Below are 14,465 nucleotides of genomic sequence, written 5' to 3' on the forward strand. Positions count from 1 at the left end.
GAACGAGGATCAGGATAAAGCGCTGACCACGCTCCTGAAGCTGGCCAGCCCGGCTTCCAGATTCTCGATGATCTCGCCGGCCAGTTCGTCCGGCTCCGGCAGATTGTCGAGGTCGGCCAGGCTCTTGTCCTTCAACCAGAAAATATCCAGGCTGGTCTTGTCGCGGGCAAAAATCTGCTCGACGCTGAAGCGCCGCCAGCGGCCTTCCGGGTTGTTCGTCTCGTGCCAGGTTTCACTGCGCTCGAAACGGTTCAAGGGGCTGTAGCAGGCGACGAAATCCTGCAAATCCTCGTAGCGCAGCGGCTTCTTTTTCAGCGTGTGGTGGATGTTGGTACGGTAATCGTAGACCCAGACTTCCCTCGTCCACGGCTCGGCGCGCGCCGGCTGGTTATCAAAGAACAGCACGTTGGCCTTGACGCCGTTGGCGTAGAAGATGCCCGTCGGCAGGCGCAGGATGGTGTGCAGATCGGTCGTTTCCAGCAGCTTGCGTCGCACCGTCTCGCCGGCACCGCCTTCAAAAAGCACATTGTCCGGCACCACCACGGCGGCGCGGCCGGTCGTCTTCAGCAGGCTGCGGATGTGCTGCACGAAATTGAGCTGTTTGTTCGAGGTCGTCGCCCAGAAATCCTGGCGGTTGTAGGTCAAATCGTCGCGATCCAGCTCGCCGTCCTCATTGGTGAACACCATGCTGCTCTTCTTGCCGAAGGGCGGGTTGGCCAGCACGTAGTCGTAACTCTCCGGCGGCGGCGCGATCAGCGCGTCGTTCGGCGAAATCGGGCTGTCGCCGTCGATCTCGCCGATGTTGTGCAAGAACATGTTCATCAGCGCCAGCCGGCGCGTCCCAGCGACGATTTCGTTGCCGAAGAAAGTGTCGTGCTTGAGGAAAGCGCGCTGCTCGCGGTCCATGCCGGGATAGGTGTCCACCAGGAAATCGTAGGCAGCGAGGAAGAAGCCGCCGGTGCCGCAGGCCGGATCGGCAATGGTCTTGTTCGGCAACGGCCGCACGCACTCGACCATCGCCCGGATCAACGGCCGCGGCGTGAAATACTGCCCCGCCCCCGACTTCGTATCCTCGGCGTTGCGCTCCAGCAGGCCCTCGTAAATGTCGCCCTTGACGTCCGCCCCCAGCGTCACCCAATTGGTTTCATCGACCATGTCGATCAGCCGCGACAGCTTGGCCGGGTCCTGTATCTTGTTCTGCGCCTTGGTGAAAATCTGCCCGAGCAAGCCCGGCTTGTTGCCCAGCTCGCGCAGCACCGTCACGTACTGCACCTCCAGCGCCGCCCCGCGCGCGCCCTTCAGGCTCGGCCAGGCAAACTCTGCGGGGATGCCGATCTTGCGGTTATGCGGCGGCCGGCTGTACTCGTCGGCCATCTTCAGGAAAATCAGGTAAGTCAGCTGTTCGAGGTAATCGCCATAGCCGACGCCGTCGTCGCGCAGTGTGGTACAGAAGCTCCAGACACGGGAGACGATGGATGCGGTTGCGTTCATTTCGGTGAATCTTTCAAGCAAAAATCAAGAGTTTTAAGGCGTCCAGATAAGGAACAGTTGGCTGATTTATTGGGATTTATTTTCAGCAAAATGGGTCCGGCGTGCATCCTGAATCAAAACACGATCAAGAAACCTACCGGTCCTGAATATCAACGAAGGCACACCGATCTATTTTCCTGAATCAGCCACTTCTGCCGACATATACGCCTGCTTCGGATTACTCGTCGATGCAAAAGCCGGAATCAAGCGCTTGGCTTGCACCATCGGGGTCAACACTCGTTTGCGCAAATCATCGGGGTCGCGCTCTAACAGATAAGACAGCACCCTGCGTCCCAAAAAACGCCCAGTACAAAGCGCAAAAACAACATTTTGAAGCTCCTCTGGCGCAACCCGACGCTTGGGTCTGATCGGCGCGGCAATCTCCGATAGCTCGATTTGCAACTCCGGTGACAAGTCTTCCCAATCCAGATACTGAGGCGTTAGCTCCGGTGGCATCGGGCCAAGCTCCGGTGATATAGGCCCCAGCTGCGGTGATATCACCGCAGCCAACCCCGGTGATATGGCAACAGCCTTTACTGCATTGGCGATTTCGACCCGCAGGTCGAAAAGGGCATCCTCCCGGGCCTTCTGCCACGGAAGGAAATACTCCATTCCTCGCCCTGCGCCATCGGAAAGTAACAGTCCCTCTCTCACCAGACCTGCCAGCACTTTGGAAATATCCGCAGGATGATCGGTACAAACCTCATGCAGACGCGCATGGCTAACCACCCGCTCTGAACTTGCAATGATCAACGCCATGCGCTCCGTATCCGTTAACGAATGGAAGCGATCACCCAAATGCGCCTCCAGTTCGGCAATTACCTCCTCCGGAACCAGGCTGGTCATGCGCAATTCCATCAAGGTCTGTTCCGGCTCGCGTACTTCATAGAGAACCGGGCGACGCCAGTGCCGATTGGCCCAGTTGCTGTAAATCTTCGGAATTCCCGAGCCGGCATGATCGCCATAGCCCACCAACTGAAACATGGTTTGCAGCCGACGATTGCGGCAATCGCTAGTCCCGCCCTGAATGGCCATTTCAGGTGAAATCCGCATCAATCCGGGGTTGCGGAATCCGAACATATCCGGGCGCTTAACCACCAGCACCGAAGCCCGGCCCGAGAAATCGGCATGGATCAGCGTATTGACCAACGCCTCCCGCAAGGCCTCATGCACCGGCGTGTCTTCAATGCGCTGGCCATCCTTGAGCTGGAACTGGATTTTCAGATCAGCCGTCAGCTTTTGATACACTTTGCGGAAAAAGTCGTAGATATTCCCCGACCAACTGCCATCCGGCACCAGCCGGTCAACCCAGCGTTTTTCTGCCTTGGCTTCCGGGCGCTCCTGATAATCGACCATGTAATGCGGCAAGGCATCGCGGATGACCTCGGCGCGCCCGAACATCAACAGGCCGGCCAGACGAATCCCGGAGTAACCCTCCTCTCGGTTCTTGCCGACTGCACCGATACGCTCCAGAAACTCCGGCACCGGCAAATCCGCCCAGACATGGCCGGGTTTGACCGCCGAAAAACGGTTCCGGTAAGCCGACACCGTATCCATATCCAGATCGCCGAAATCGAATCCCTTGAGAATCCGCTCATCGCGTGAATCCTCGACCCGCTCGGCCAGCATGCGGCGCACCGATTCATCGTCGGCCGGGTAATCGCCTTCGTAACGCCGCAGATAGGTGCCGCCCAGCGGGTTGCTGCCCAGATGCACCGGCTTGGCCTGGCGCGGCGCACGCGGCACCTCGATACGCAGCACCGTCTTGCCATCGACCTTGATCGGCTGGATAGCCTGCTCGCTCAGCAGATTGATGCTGATCTGCTTACGATTGTGCAGGTTGTCCCAGATCGCCTTGCGCAGGCGTTCCACATCGGTAATGCCCAAAGCCTTGAATTCGCCACGCGGCTTTTCCTGCACGCCGAGCAGGATGATCCCGCCATCGGCATTGGCCATGGCGCTATAGCTCTTCCAGAAATCCTCCGGCACCTCACCGCGACCGTCCCGACCCTGGGCCGCCTTGCACTCCAGGTCGTAGGCTTCGGCCAGACCAGCGAGTTCGGAAATATCGATCAGATCATCCATGGCGTTATCTCGGAATACCTGTTTTGCACAAAGGCTTGTATCAACAATTGGTCAGCGGCTTGCTGACCAATTTTGCCTGCCGGCCCTTCGCCGGGGAAGCGCCACGGCTGGCGCGGATGCGTTCGAGCAGGGCGGTGGCGGGTTCGTCGTTTTTGTCCTGTTCGACCAGTTGACCGCAGAAAGCCTTTTTCAGGATGGATTGGCGCAGCGCGTCGGCCTGTTGCAGCGCGGTGGTAAGGGTTTGGTCGAGTTGGTCGGCTTCGGAGAGTTTTTCCTGAATCAAGGCAATCAATTCGCGCTGCTCATCGGTGGAGCAAACCGGAATCACCACATTTTTCAGTTGTGTCGTATTGATTCGGGGGCGCCCAACGCCATGAATTTCCTCTTCAAGACGCTTATAGACTGAGCGTGTCGCCAAGAAACTCAGCGCAAAACTGTTCAAAAGCGTTTCACCAAAAAGCCGAATACAGAAGCAATCCGCCTTATTTACCGCCTTTTCAATACTTGGCGGAACCATTGCAACCCGAACATTTTCAGTAACAAACGACGAGAAAACCAAATCGCCTGGGAAAACTGTGTGCTTTTCCAACTCCAGATACTTCTCGGGAGTAACAAAAGAGAGTTTGTCCTCGATAAAGGCCATCGCACCGATATTTTCCAAGCGAATGACACGCACGCCATCTGAAACGTAGTCACTGCTTTTCAAGTTGGAACCAAATGGCCCGTCAAAAACCTCTACGTTTGCGGCGCCCAAACGTATCCACCCCCACCCCGCCGGCAATTCAGGTAACTCGGCGAGTTCTTCGGGAGTAAGCGGTGGCAGGGGCTTGGGGGGTTTGGGTTTGGGGCCTGCTTGGCCGGCGGTTTTCCAGTCGGCGAGTTGTTGCTGGTAGCGGGCCTGGCGTTCGCGGGCGATACGTTGTTGCAGGGCGGTGGCGGTTTCAAGTTGGTCGGCGTGGGCGGCGCGCCAGGCGGCGGTGAGCTTGCCCTCGAAGGCATTCTTGAGCAGCGACTGGCGATAGACCTTGAGCTGTTCGCGGGCGGTTTTCAGGCTGGCCACGCCCTGATCGAGTTCGGAGAACAGTTCCTCGATTTTGGCGACGATGCGTTGTTGTTCGGCGAGGGGTGGAAGATTTAACGGCCACTCCTTGATGACCCCTTGGGAAATATTTGGCTGGGCACCACCTTTCCCTGCCTTGATGAGACTACGCTTCTCAGAGGCCAAGAAGTAGTACAAAAACTCGTTGTTCAAGGCTTCGCCACCAATCCCAACTGCACAGGCTTGGTTTGTTGCCGCATCAATTCCCCAGATTGATAGCTTGCCTATCGTGGCACCGTACATCGCAATGCCAACTGCCCCCTTTGGGAAAATTTTGGCGCTTGATTGAGCAATAGCAGTTTCTGAAATTCGTTCTTCAGCGTCCCGAATGTATTTGGCACCAAGCTCCCCGGTTTTAATCCAAGGAATATTCCCTCGAAAATACTCTGGCCGTGAGCGCGAAGGCGTCCCCCCCGATCCCCACGCCGCAACTTCTCCAAGAGTTGTTAACGCCCACCCCGCAGGCAACTTCCCAACACCCATCACGCCACCAACGCCTCATTCAACTCATCGAGCAACGGGTCCATGCCCTCGCCGAACAGTTGCCACATTTTCCCCAGCCCGCCCTGGGCGTCGAAGGGGCTGTAGTCCAGATCGCTGCGGTCGACGTGAAAAGAGTGGCAAATATGGTCGCGGAGCATGCGTAGCCAGTTCATCTGTGCTTCGTTGAATTTTTCGGTGGTGCCGGCGTGGTGCTGCATGATCCAGGTCTGGAAGTTCTTGCGCACGGTGTCAGCGAACGGGGTGATCTTTTCGTCCAGGCCGCAGACGCGGCGAATCAGGGCGACCAGCGCAGTCAGTTCCTGTTCCGGCGGGGCGCCATTGTACTGGTCGAGCTGGCCGTAGGCTTGCCAGACGCGCAGCGGGGCGAGTTTCGGTTTGTCGGCCTTGAGCTTGTCGAGCACCTGGCGCACCAGTTTCAAGGTCACTTCGCGCCGCCGCCAGGGTTGGGCGAAGAAGATGGTCAGGGCTTCGATTTCATCCCGGTTGGCGGCCAGCCAGTCGGCGAACTCAACGGTCAATGCTTCGGCCTGGGCGGTACTGTCCTGGCTCCAGCCGGCGTAGATGACGCTATCCAGGGTGTCGTGGTCGATGGTCTGTTCTTTTTCGCGGCGAATGGTGTCGATCAGTTCGATGAATTCGCCATTCAGCAGCGCGGCAGCTTCGCCAACCAGTTGTTGCTGGGCTTGGTCGCGCAGCGTGTCGCCGGGGTCGTTGCCGATGGGCAGGCCCGCCAGATCGAGGGCGCGGGCTTCGATGAGGTCGGCGTCGATGGCGTTGAAGAGTTTGCTGACGACGTGGCTCAATTCGACGCCGCCGGCCGCTTCGCGCAGGCGGCGCTGGTCGTCGGCGTCGAGCTGCTTGTTGAGGCGGGCCAGGCGGCCGGCCAGCGAGGAAACGCTGTCGGTGTCGGTGGCGCCCATCAGGATGCCCATGGCGAGGTCTTTCAGCGGCACGCCGGGCTTGGTGATCAGCGGCTGGCTGGCGGTTTTCAGCGATTTGGTGACGCCGATGGCGTCGACGATGACGTAGTGGGTCTTGGCGGTTTTGGCGCTGGGGGTGACCTTTTGCAGGGCATCCATGTCCAGCGTGCGCGTTCCCCGGCCTTTCATCTGCTCGAAGTAGTTGCGGCTTTTGACGTCGCGCATGAAGAGCAGGCATTCGAGCGGCTTCACATCGGTGCCGGTAGCGATCATGTCGACGGTGACGGCGATGCGCGGGTGGTATTCGTTGCGAAACTGGGCGAGGATGGATTTAGGGTCTTCGCCTTCCTGCACGCTGCCGTCGGCCAGCTTCTTGTCCTGCCCGGCGCGGTAGGTGACTTTCTTGCAGAAGGCGTTGCCTTCGCCGAATTCCTCGCGCACGGTGTTGATGATGTCGTCGGCGTGGCTGTCGGTCTTGGCGAAGATCAGAGTTTTCGGCACTTCGGCGCGACCGGGGAAGATGGCCGGCAGCTTGTCGCGGAAGGCGCGGATGACGGTGCGGATCTGGTCCGGATTGACGATGTCGCGGTCGAGCTGTTTGGCCGTGTAGGCGGCGTCTTCGTCCTGCTGCTCCCAGCGCTTTTTGCGCGTCAGGCGTTCGCGCTTTTCGACCTGCTGCTGCGCGGCGATGACGCCGCCTTGCTGAGTGACCTGGGTGTCGATGAGGTAAATCTCGTTGCCGACGTTGACGCCATCGGCGACGGCTTTTTCATGGCTGTAGTCGCTGACGACGTTCTTCCTGAAAAAGCCGTAGGTGCGGTTGTCGGGCGTCGCGGTGAGGCCGATCAGGCTGGCATCGAAGTAGTCGAGCACCTGCTGCCAGAGGTTGTAGATACTGCGGTGGCATTCGTCGATGAAGATGAAATCGAAGAATTCGGGCGGGATTTTGGCGTTGTAGGCGACGGGCGGCGGGGCTTTCGGCTGCGTCAACTCGGCCGGGTTGGTTTCCTCGGCGTCCTCCGGCAATTCCTTGTCCTGCAGCAGCGAATAGAGGCGCTGGATGGTGGAAATGCAGACGTCGGCGCCCTTGTCGACGAAGCTGTTTTTGAGCCGCTGGACGCTGTAGAGCTCGGTGAATTTGCGGTTATCGTCGATCGGCACGTAGGCCATCATTTCCTGCTCGGCCTGCTCGCCGAGGTTCTTGGTGTCGACCAGGAAGAGCACGCGCTTGGCGTCGGCGTGCTTGAGCAATCTGTAGATGCTGGTGATCGCGGTGTAAGTCTTGCCAGCGCCTGTGGCCATCTGGATCAGCGCGCGCGGCCGGGCGTCGCGGAAGGATTGCTCCAGGTTGGTAATCGCCGTTTCCTGGCAGTCGCGCAGATGGAGTTCGCTGGCCGGCTTGTTTTCCGGATTTAGTTGCGGCAATTCGGCGAGGCGGGCGCGCAGGCTGCTGCCCTGATTCAGCCAGTCGCGTAGGGTTTCCGGGCGGTGGAAGCTGAACACCTCTCGCGAGCGCGGTTTGGGGTCGCGCGCATCGGTAAAGCGGGTAATCGCGCCGGTGGCTTCGTAAAGAAAAGGCAGCGGCGCCTTGTTATTGACCCATTTCAACTTGGCGGCGGCGTAGCCTTCGGTCTGGCTTTCGTGCACGGTGAGATGCTGACCTTCCTCCTCACGCTTGGCTTCGATGACACCGACCGCCTGCTTGTCGATGAAGAGCACGTAGTCGGCGGGGCCGACGTCGGTTTGCCATTCGCGTACCGCCACCCCGCAGGCTGCGCCAAAGTTGACCTTGTTCTTGGCCTGAACAACCCAACCAGCAGCGCTCAGTTGTCCGTCAATGCGGTCACGTGCCTGTTGTTCTGGATTCTGGTTTTCGCTCATGCCCGGAGAGGAGAAGACGATCAGCCGGACATCATAAGCGAAGAATCAGTGACTTGGCTTGGCAGGCGCCCTACCAACCGCTACACTTCGCCTCCTGCCGAGGAGCGCTGCGACCATTTCCCTGAATGGCCAGGCTCGGCAACGTTCAACGGCGCTCGCAAACCCTGTTTCCCGCCGGTTTGCAGCGCCGTTCGCTTTTGGCGGCGTCACCGGTACTTTGCTTTGCCGAGGTAAGCCATGATCCAGCCCGACCGTACTGCCGAACTCCACACCCTGCTCGAACAACGCCTGCTCGTCCTCGACGGCGCCATGGGCACGATGATCCAGCGCCACGGCCTGCAGGAGAAAGACTACCGCGGCGAGCGCTTCGCCGATCACCCGCACGACCTCAAGGGCAACAACGACCTGCTGGTGCTGACTCGCCCCGACATCATCGGCGGCATCCACCGCGAGTACCTGGCCGCCGGCGCCGACATCCTGGAAACCTGCACCTTCAACTCGACCGCCGTCTCGCAGGCCGACTACAACCTGACCGAGATCGTCTACGAACTGAACTTCGAAGGCGCCGCACTGGCCCGCCGCCTGTGCGACGAATTCACCGCCCAGAACCCGGCCAAGCCGCGCTTCGTCGCCGGCGTCCTCGGCCCGACCTCGCGCACCGCGTCGATCTCGCCGGACGTCAACGATCCCGGCTACCGCAACGTGAACTTCGATGAACTGGTCGCCAACTACGTCGAGGCCACCACCGGCCTGATCGAGGGCGGCGCCGACATCCTGCTCGTCGAAACCGTGTTTGACACGCTGAACGCCAAGGCGGCGCTGTTCGCCATCGAGAAATACTTCGACATCGCCGGCCGCCGCTGGCCGGTGATGATCTCCGGCACGATCACCGATGCTTCCGGCCGCACGCTCTCCGGCCAGACTGCCGAGGCCTTCTGGAACTCGCTGCGCCACGTCCAGCCCTTGAGCTTCGGCCTCAACTGCGCGCTCGGCGCCAGCGAGCTGCGCCAGTACGTCGAGGAACTGTCGCGCGTCTGCGACTGCTACGTCTCGGCCCACCCCAACGCCGGCCTGCCGAATGCCTTCGGCGGCTACGACGAAACCCCGGAACAGCTGGCCGACGAGATCGCCGGCTGGGCCGAGCGCGGCATCGTCAATATCGTCGGCGGCTGCTGCGGCACCTCGCCTGACCATATCCGCGCCATTGCCAACCGCGTTGCTGCGGTCAACCCGCGTAAAACGCCAAAAATCGAACCGGCGCTGCGCCTGTCCGGCCTGGAAGCCTTCAACGTCACCGCCGAGTCGCTTTACGTCAACGTCGGCGAACGCACCAACGTTACCGGCTCGCGCGCTTTCGCCCGCATGATTTTGGAGGGACGCTTCGACGACGCGCTGGCTGTCGCCCGCCAGCAGGTCGAGAACGGCGCGCAGGTCATCGACATCAACATGGACGAGGCGATGCTCGATTCGCTCGCCGCCATGGACAAGTTCCTCAAGTTGATCGCCTCGGAACCGGACATCTCGCGCGTGCCGATCATGATCGACTCGTCGAAGTGGGAAGTCATCGAAGCCGGCCTCAAGTGCATCCAGGGCAAGGGCATCGTCAATTCCATCTCGATGAAGGAAGGCGAAGCCAAGTTCCTGGAACAGGCCAAACTGGCCCGCCGCTACGGCGCCGCCGTCATCGTCATGGCCTTCGACGAAAAGGGCCAGGCTGACACTTACGCCCGCAAGATCGAGATCTGCGGCAAGGCGTATGAGCTGCTCACCGGCATCGGCTTCCCGGCCGAAGACATCATCTTCGACCCGAACATTTTCGCCATCGCCACCGGTATCCCGGAACACGACAACTACGCCGTCGATTTCATCGAGTCGGTGCGCTGGATCAAGGGAAACCTGCCACACGCGCACATTTCCGGCGGCGTTTCCAACGTGTCGTTCAGCTTCCGCGGCAACGACCCGGTGCGCGAGGCGATCCACACCGTCTTCCTCTACCATGCGATCAAGAACGGCATGACCATGGGCATCGTCAACGCCGGCATGCTCGGCGTGTACGACGACCTGGCGCCGGAGCTGCGGGCCAAGGTCGAGGACGTGGTTTTGAACAAGAACCCCGGCGCCGGCGAGGCGCTGGTCGATTTCGCGCAGACGGTCAAGGAAGGCAAGGCCAAGGACGCCGGCCCGGACCTGAGCTGGCGCGAGCAGTCGGTCGAGAAGCGCCTGGAACATGCGCTGATCAAGGGCATCACCGATTTCGTCGTCGCCGACACAGAGGAAGTGCGCGCCAAGCTCGAAAGCGAAGGCAAACCGCCGCTGGCGGTCATCGAAGGCCCGCTGATGAGCGGCATGAACGTCGTCGGCGACCTGTTCGGCGCCGGCAAGATGTTCCTGCCGCAGGTGGTCAAGTCGGCGCGCGTCATGAAACAGGCGGTCGCCCACCTGCTGCCCTACATCGAAGCCGAAAAGGCCCGCACCGGCCTCGGCTCCAAGGGCAAGATCCTGATGGCCACGGTCAAGGGCGACGTACACGACATCGGCAAGAATATCGTCGGCGTGGTGCTCGGCTGTAACGGCTACGACGTCATCGACCTCGGCGTCATGGTGCCCTGCGACAACATCCTCAAGGCGGCGCTCGAGCACAAGGTGGACATCATCGGCCTGTCCGGCCTGATCACCCCGTCGCTGGAAGAAATGGCCCACGTCGCCGCCGAGATGAAGCGGCACGGCATGAACCAGCCGCTGCTGATCGGCGGCGCGACGACCAGCCGCGCCCACACCGCGATCAAGATCGCCACCAACACCGACAGCCCGGTGGTCTACGTGCCGGACGCCTCGCGCGCCGTCGGCGTCGCCACCAAGCTGCTGTCGACCGAGCAGAAGGCCGGCTACGTCGCCGAAATCGCCGCCGAATACGAAACCGTGCGCGCCGAACACGCCGGCCGCAAGGGCGCCACGCTGGTCAGCCTGGCCGACGCCCGCACCAATCGTTTCACGTGGAACGCAGCGCACGCGCCGGTCAAACCGGCGCAACTTGGTCGCCAGACGCTGGAGATTCCGCTCGCCGACCTCGTCCCCTACATCGACTGGTCGCCCTTCTTCCAGAGCTGGGACCTGGCCGGCCGCTACCCGGCCATCCTGACCAACGACGTCGTCGGCGAAACCGCCCGCCAGCTGTTCCACGACGCGCAGGCGATGCTGGCGAAAATCGTCGCCGAACGGTGGTTGACCGCAAGAGCCGTGTTCGGCCTCTATCCGGCCCGCGGCGAGAACGAAGACATCGTGCTGTACACCGATGAATCGCGTAGCGTCGAGGCCACCCGCTGGGTCGGCCTGCGCCAGCAGATCAAGCAGCCGGCCGGGCGTTTCAACACTGCACTCGCCGATTTCGTCGGTGAAAACGACTACGCCGGCGCCTTCGCCGTCACCGCCGGCCTCGGCATCGACGACCGCGTCGCCGCCTTCGAAGCCGCCCACGACGACTACTCGGCGATCATGTTGAAGGCGCTGGCCGATCGCTTCGCCGAAGCCGCCGCCGAATGGCTGCACATGAAGGTGCGCACCGAGTTCTGGGGCTACGCCGCCGGCGAAAAGCTCGACAACGACGCGCTGATCGCCGAAGCCTACACCGGCATCCGCCCCGCCCCCGGCTACCCGGCCTGCCCCGACCACACCGCCAAGCGCGAGCTGTTCGCCCTGCTCGACGCCCCGGAAATCGGCATGGGGCTGACCGAATCCTGCGCGATGACCCCGGCCGCTGCCGTCTCCGGCTTCTACATCGGTCATCCCGGCGCCAAGTACTTCGCCATCCCCAAGATCGGCCGCGATCAACTGGAAGACTGGGCCGCCCGCAAGGGCATGGCGCTCGGCGAAGCCGAACGCTGGCTGGCACCGCTGCTGTAATCGACTGCCGGAACACCCCATGACCGACGAAATCAACTACAGCAACAACCCGCTGCACGGCGTCAGCCTGAAGCAGGTGGTCAGCGAACTTGCCCAGCACTACGGCTTCGAAATCCTCTACGCCTACCTCAACATCAACTGCTTCAAGACCAACCCGAGCACCGAATCCAGCGTCAAGTTCCTGAAGAAGACCGACTGGGCGCGCGAGAAGGTCGAGGCCTTCTACCTCTACCAGTACAAGAGCCTGCCGCGCGCCTCGGCCGAGCAGTTCGAGCGCCCGCCGCGCGACCGCATCGTCCCGCCCGACCAGGTGCCGGGGCCGCCGGCCGTACTGAGCCTGGAAGACGCCGAACGGCTGCGCGAAAAGCGCGCCCGCAAGGCCGAGCAGCACGACCGGGAAAGCGCACAACGCCCGGAGCGGGGTCGCCGCCCGGCGTCGCCGCGGCCGAGTCCGGCCGCCGGCAATGACGACCCTTGGGCGAAGTGGCGGAAGTAAGACGCGAGGCGCTGACGGCTTAACCGAACCAGCAAGACAAGTCGCCAGGCCCCGTTGGCGAGGGCTGCCGTTTTCCAGGGCAGCCCCTCCGAGCATCCATCAGCCTTCACCCCTTCTGGCGCCGCCCCTTCGCCTTGCCGGCAGCACGCACCAGCTTGCCGAACGCCCTGTCCTTGTCGCGTTTCTCGTGCAGGGACATCTCGTGTAACGCCGATTCCCGCAGCAGCTTCTGGTAGTTGCGGAAATGCTCGGCGTCCACTTCGCCCTCGGCGATGGCGCGCTGGATGGCGCAACCCGGTTCGCACTCGTGGGTGCAGTCGGCGAAACGGCAATCACGCGCCAACGCCCGGATGTCGGCAAAGCTGTCAGCGATGCCCTCGCTGACATCGAGCATGCCCAGTTGGCGCATGCCCGGCATGTCGATCAGGCTGGCACCGCCCGGCAACGGGATCAGTTGGCGGCGCGTCGTCGTGTGCCGGCCTTCACCGGACTGGCTGACCGCGCCGGTCGCCAAACCCTCGTCACCGAGCAGACGATTGACCAGCGTCGTCTTGCCGACCCCGGACGAACCGAGCAGGCAGCAGGTTTGGCCGGGCTGGATCAGCTCGCGGATCGCCGCGATGCCCTCGCCGCTGACATTGCTCAGCGCGACGACGGGGGCAGCGATGCCGGCCTGGCGTATCTGCGCGAGCAGTTCCGCCAGCGTTTCCGGACTGACCAGATCGGTCTTGGTCAGCAACAGCACCGGCTCGATCCCGCCTTCGCGGATCAGCACCAGATAGCGCTCCAGCCGGCGCACGTTGAAATCGAAGTGGCAGGACTGGACGATGAAGGCGAGGTCGATATTGGCGGCGATCATCTGGAACTCGACCGCACTGCCCGGCCGCTTCCGGCGCAGGAAGGCGCGGCGCGGCAGCACCTCAAGGATGCTGGCGTGGGCGCCGTCATCGTGCAGGCAGACCCGCAGCCAGTCGCCGACGCAGGGCAGGTCGACAGCGGAAACACGGGTGTAGGCCGTCCGGCCGGTAAGTCGGGCCGGGACTTCGCCGGCGGCGTTGCGGATCAGGTACTGGTCACGATCAACCGCCGTCACCTGAGCAATGGTCTCGTCCGGGCCACAGGGCACGGCGGGCGGCATACCGGTTTCCCGGCAGTCGGCAGCAGAAAAAGTGGATGGGTCGGCCGGCGCGGACAAAGGCGCGGCCATCGGTTTGGAAATCGTCATGTTGGTCTTCCCATTGGCGTCATCTGAACGAACAGAAACGGCAAACCACCTGCGGGTGGTCTACCCGGTCTTTCGATCCCGATAACCTCAATCCCCTGCGGCTGCAGGGAACGGGGTTACCGGATGACGGCAATCTCCAACATCCAAACCTCAATCAAGTCAGGCGCGCCAAAACGGACAACGCTGGGGAATGGTAGCCGGGGGGAGGGGGGGAAAGCAATGATGCCGAACTAGCAGGTGCAGTCTGGCGGCAGGGCATCTGCAAATTCGCGACACCACTGGGGAATACAGGGGAGTTGGCCAGGAAAACTCCTGCTTTTGCCTTGGGGCAACTATCGACTCAACCCAGCCCTTCAAGGTTGCAGAGGGCAGCCGTTCAGGAAGGTGCTAGCTCAGGGGCGGAAGGCCGAAGGCAGCGGCGAATAGCCAGCGGCTCAATCCCAGCCGAACTTCAACAACTCTCTGCCGCATTGGGGGCAAGGACTTCGTAGTTTGCCGATATCAATATTGGCAATATGGCAAACAGCGCAGTAAACGCCATCAGTCGGGATTGGAATCGATTCCCGTAGTTGAGACAGGCGCGAAGCAACTCGAAAGACTTCATCCGCGCTGGCGCCGACTGACGGAAGCCCCATGCTCTCCGGATCTTGAGTCATTTCGTTCAGAGGAATGGTGGCAATCCATTCGTCCTGTGCAAGCCCTAGGTTGTCACCGAATCGCTCGGTTGTATCCACCTGGCTATAGGAAATGGAAGCAGGAGGTAGTGCTTCCGGTTGGGTTGTCTGCTTCTTTTTGAATGGCCACATGGCGTAGGGTCGAGATAGA

Annotated in this window: 8 protein-coding genes and 1 riboswitch; of the genes, 2 read left to right on the forward strand and 6 right to left on the reverse strand. The window is 61.5% G+C overall.

Annotated features, from left to right (window positions below):
• Positions 1 to 9: 9 nt before the first annotated feature.
• From L0962_RS01615 to L0962_RS01630, 4 genes are all read right to left on the reverse strand, one after another.
• Positions 10 to 1,491, reverse strand: coding sequence for a class I SAM-dependent DNA methyltransferase (locus tag L0962_RS01615; protein WP_234083047.1), 1,482 nt, complete (start codon positions 1,489 to 1,491; stop codon positions 10 to 12).
• A gap of 168 nt (positions 1,492 to 1,659) precedes the next feature.
• Positions 1,660 to 3,615, reverse strand: a complete 1,956-nt coding sequence (locus tag L0962_RS01620) for an RNA-binding domain-containing protein (RefSeq protein ID WP_234083051.1) — start codon at positions 3,613 to 3,615, stop codon at positions 1,660 to 1,662.
• Between the two features lie 40 nt (positions 3,616 to 3,655).
• Positions 3,656 to 5,197, reverse strand: a complete 1,542-nt coding sequence (locus L0962_RS01625) for a restriction endonuclease subunit S (protein ID WP_234085042.1) — start codon at positions 5,195 to 5,197, stop codon at positions 3,656 to 3,658.
• Complete coding sequence (locus L0962_RS01630; protein ID WP_234083054.1) at positions 5,197 to 8,019, reverse strand: DEAD/DEAH box helicase family protein; 2,823 nt, start codon at positions 8,017 to 8,019, stop codon at positions 5,197 to 5,199. The genes L0962_RS01625 and L0962_RS01630 overlap by 1 nt, the downstream gene beginning before the upstream one ends.
• A gap of 93 nt (positions 8,020 to 8,112) precedes the next feature.
• Positions 8,113 to 8,183: riboswitch (S-adenosyl-L-homocysteine riboswitch) on the forward strand.
• 76 nt (positions 8,184 to 8,259) lie between these two features.
• Here L0962_RS01630 and metH point away from each other — a divergent pair.
• Both metH and L0962_RS01640 read left to right on the forward strand, forming a co-directional pair.
• Entirely contained in the window at positions 8,260 to 11,919 is a 3,660-nt protein-coding gene (gene metH / locus L0962_RS01635; protein WP_234085050.1) for a methionine synthase, read from the forward strand.
• A gap of 19 nt (positions 11,920 to 11,938) precedes the next feature.
• The gene (locus L0962_RS01640; protein WP_234083057.1) at positions 11,939 to 12,415 is read left to right on the forward strand and encodes a VF530 family DNA-binding protein; all 477 of its coding nucleotides are present in this window, start codon (positions 11,939 to 11,941) and stop codon (positions 12,413 to 12,415) included.
• Between the two features lie 106 nt (positions 12,416 to 12,521).
• Here L0962_RS01640 and rsgA read toward each other — a convergent pair whose 3' ends face one another.
• Complete coding sequence (gene rsgA / locus L0962_RS01645; protein WP_234083073.1) at positions 12,522 to 13,640, reverse strand: ribosome small subunit-dependent GTPase A; 1,119 nt, start codon at positions 13,638 to 13,640, stop codon at positions 12,522 to 12,524.
• 434 nt (positions 13,641 to 14,074) lie between these two features.
• Positions 14,075 to 14,446 carry a hypothetical protein gene (locus L0962_RS01650; protein WP_234083076.1) on the reverse strand — a complete coding sequence of 124 codons (372 nt, stop codon included), beginning with the start codon at positions 14,444 to 14,446 and terminating at the stop codon, positions 14,075 to 14,077.
• Between the last annotated feature and the right edge of the window lie 19 nt (positions 14,447 to 14,465).

It is taken from the genome of Azonexus sp. R2A61 (assembly GCF_021401135.1).
GTDB lineage: Bacteria > Pseudomonadota > Gammaproteobacteria > Burkholderiales > Rhodocyclaceae > Azonexus.

What these genes read in the sequence shown, in the direction of transcription:
- L0962_RS01615 (WP_234083047.1), bottom strand. Translation starts at nt 1,491, where the DNA reads ATGAACGCAACCGCATCCATCGTCTCCCGTGTCTGGAGCTTCTGTACC.
- L0962_RS01640 (WP_234083057.1), top strand. Translation starts at nt 11,939, where the DNA reads ATGACCGACGAAATCAACTACAGCAACAACCCGCTGCACGGCGTCAGC.
- L0962_RS01625 (WP_234085042.1), bottom strand. Translation starts at nt 5,197, where the DNA reads ATGGGTGTTGGGAAGTTGCCTGCGGGGTGGGCGTTAACAACTCTTGGA.
- L0962_RS01630 (WP_234083054.1), bottom strand. Translation starts at nt 8,019, where the DNA reads ATGAGCGAAAACCAGAATCCAGAACAACAGGCACGTGACCGCATTGAC.
- L0962_RS01650 (WP_234083076.1), bottom strand. Translation starts at nt 14,446, where the DNA reads ATGTGGCCATTCAAAAAGAAGCAGACAACCCAACCGGAAGCACTACCT.
- rsgA (WP_234083073.1), bottom strand. Translation starts at nt 13,640, where the DNA reads ATGACGATTTCCAAACCGATGGCCGCGCCTTTGTCCGCGCCGGCCGAC.
- L0962_RS01620 (WP_234083051.1), bottom strand. Translation starts at nt 3,615, where the DNA reads ATGGATGATCTGATCGATATTTCCGAACTCGCTGGTCTGGCCGAAGCC.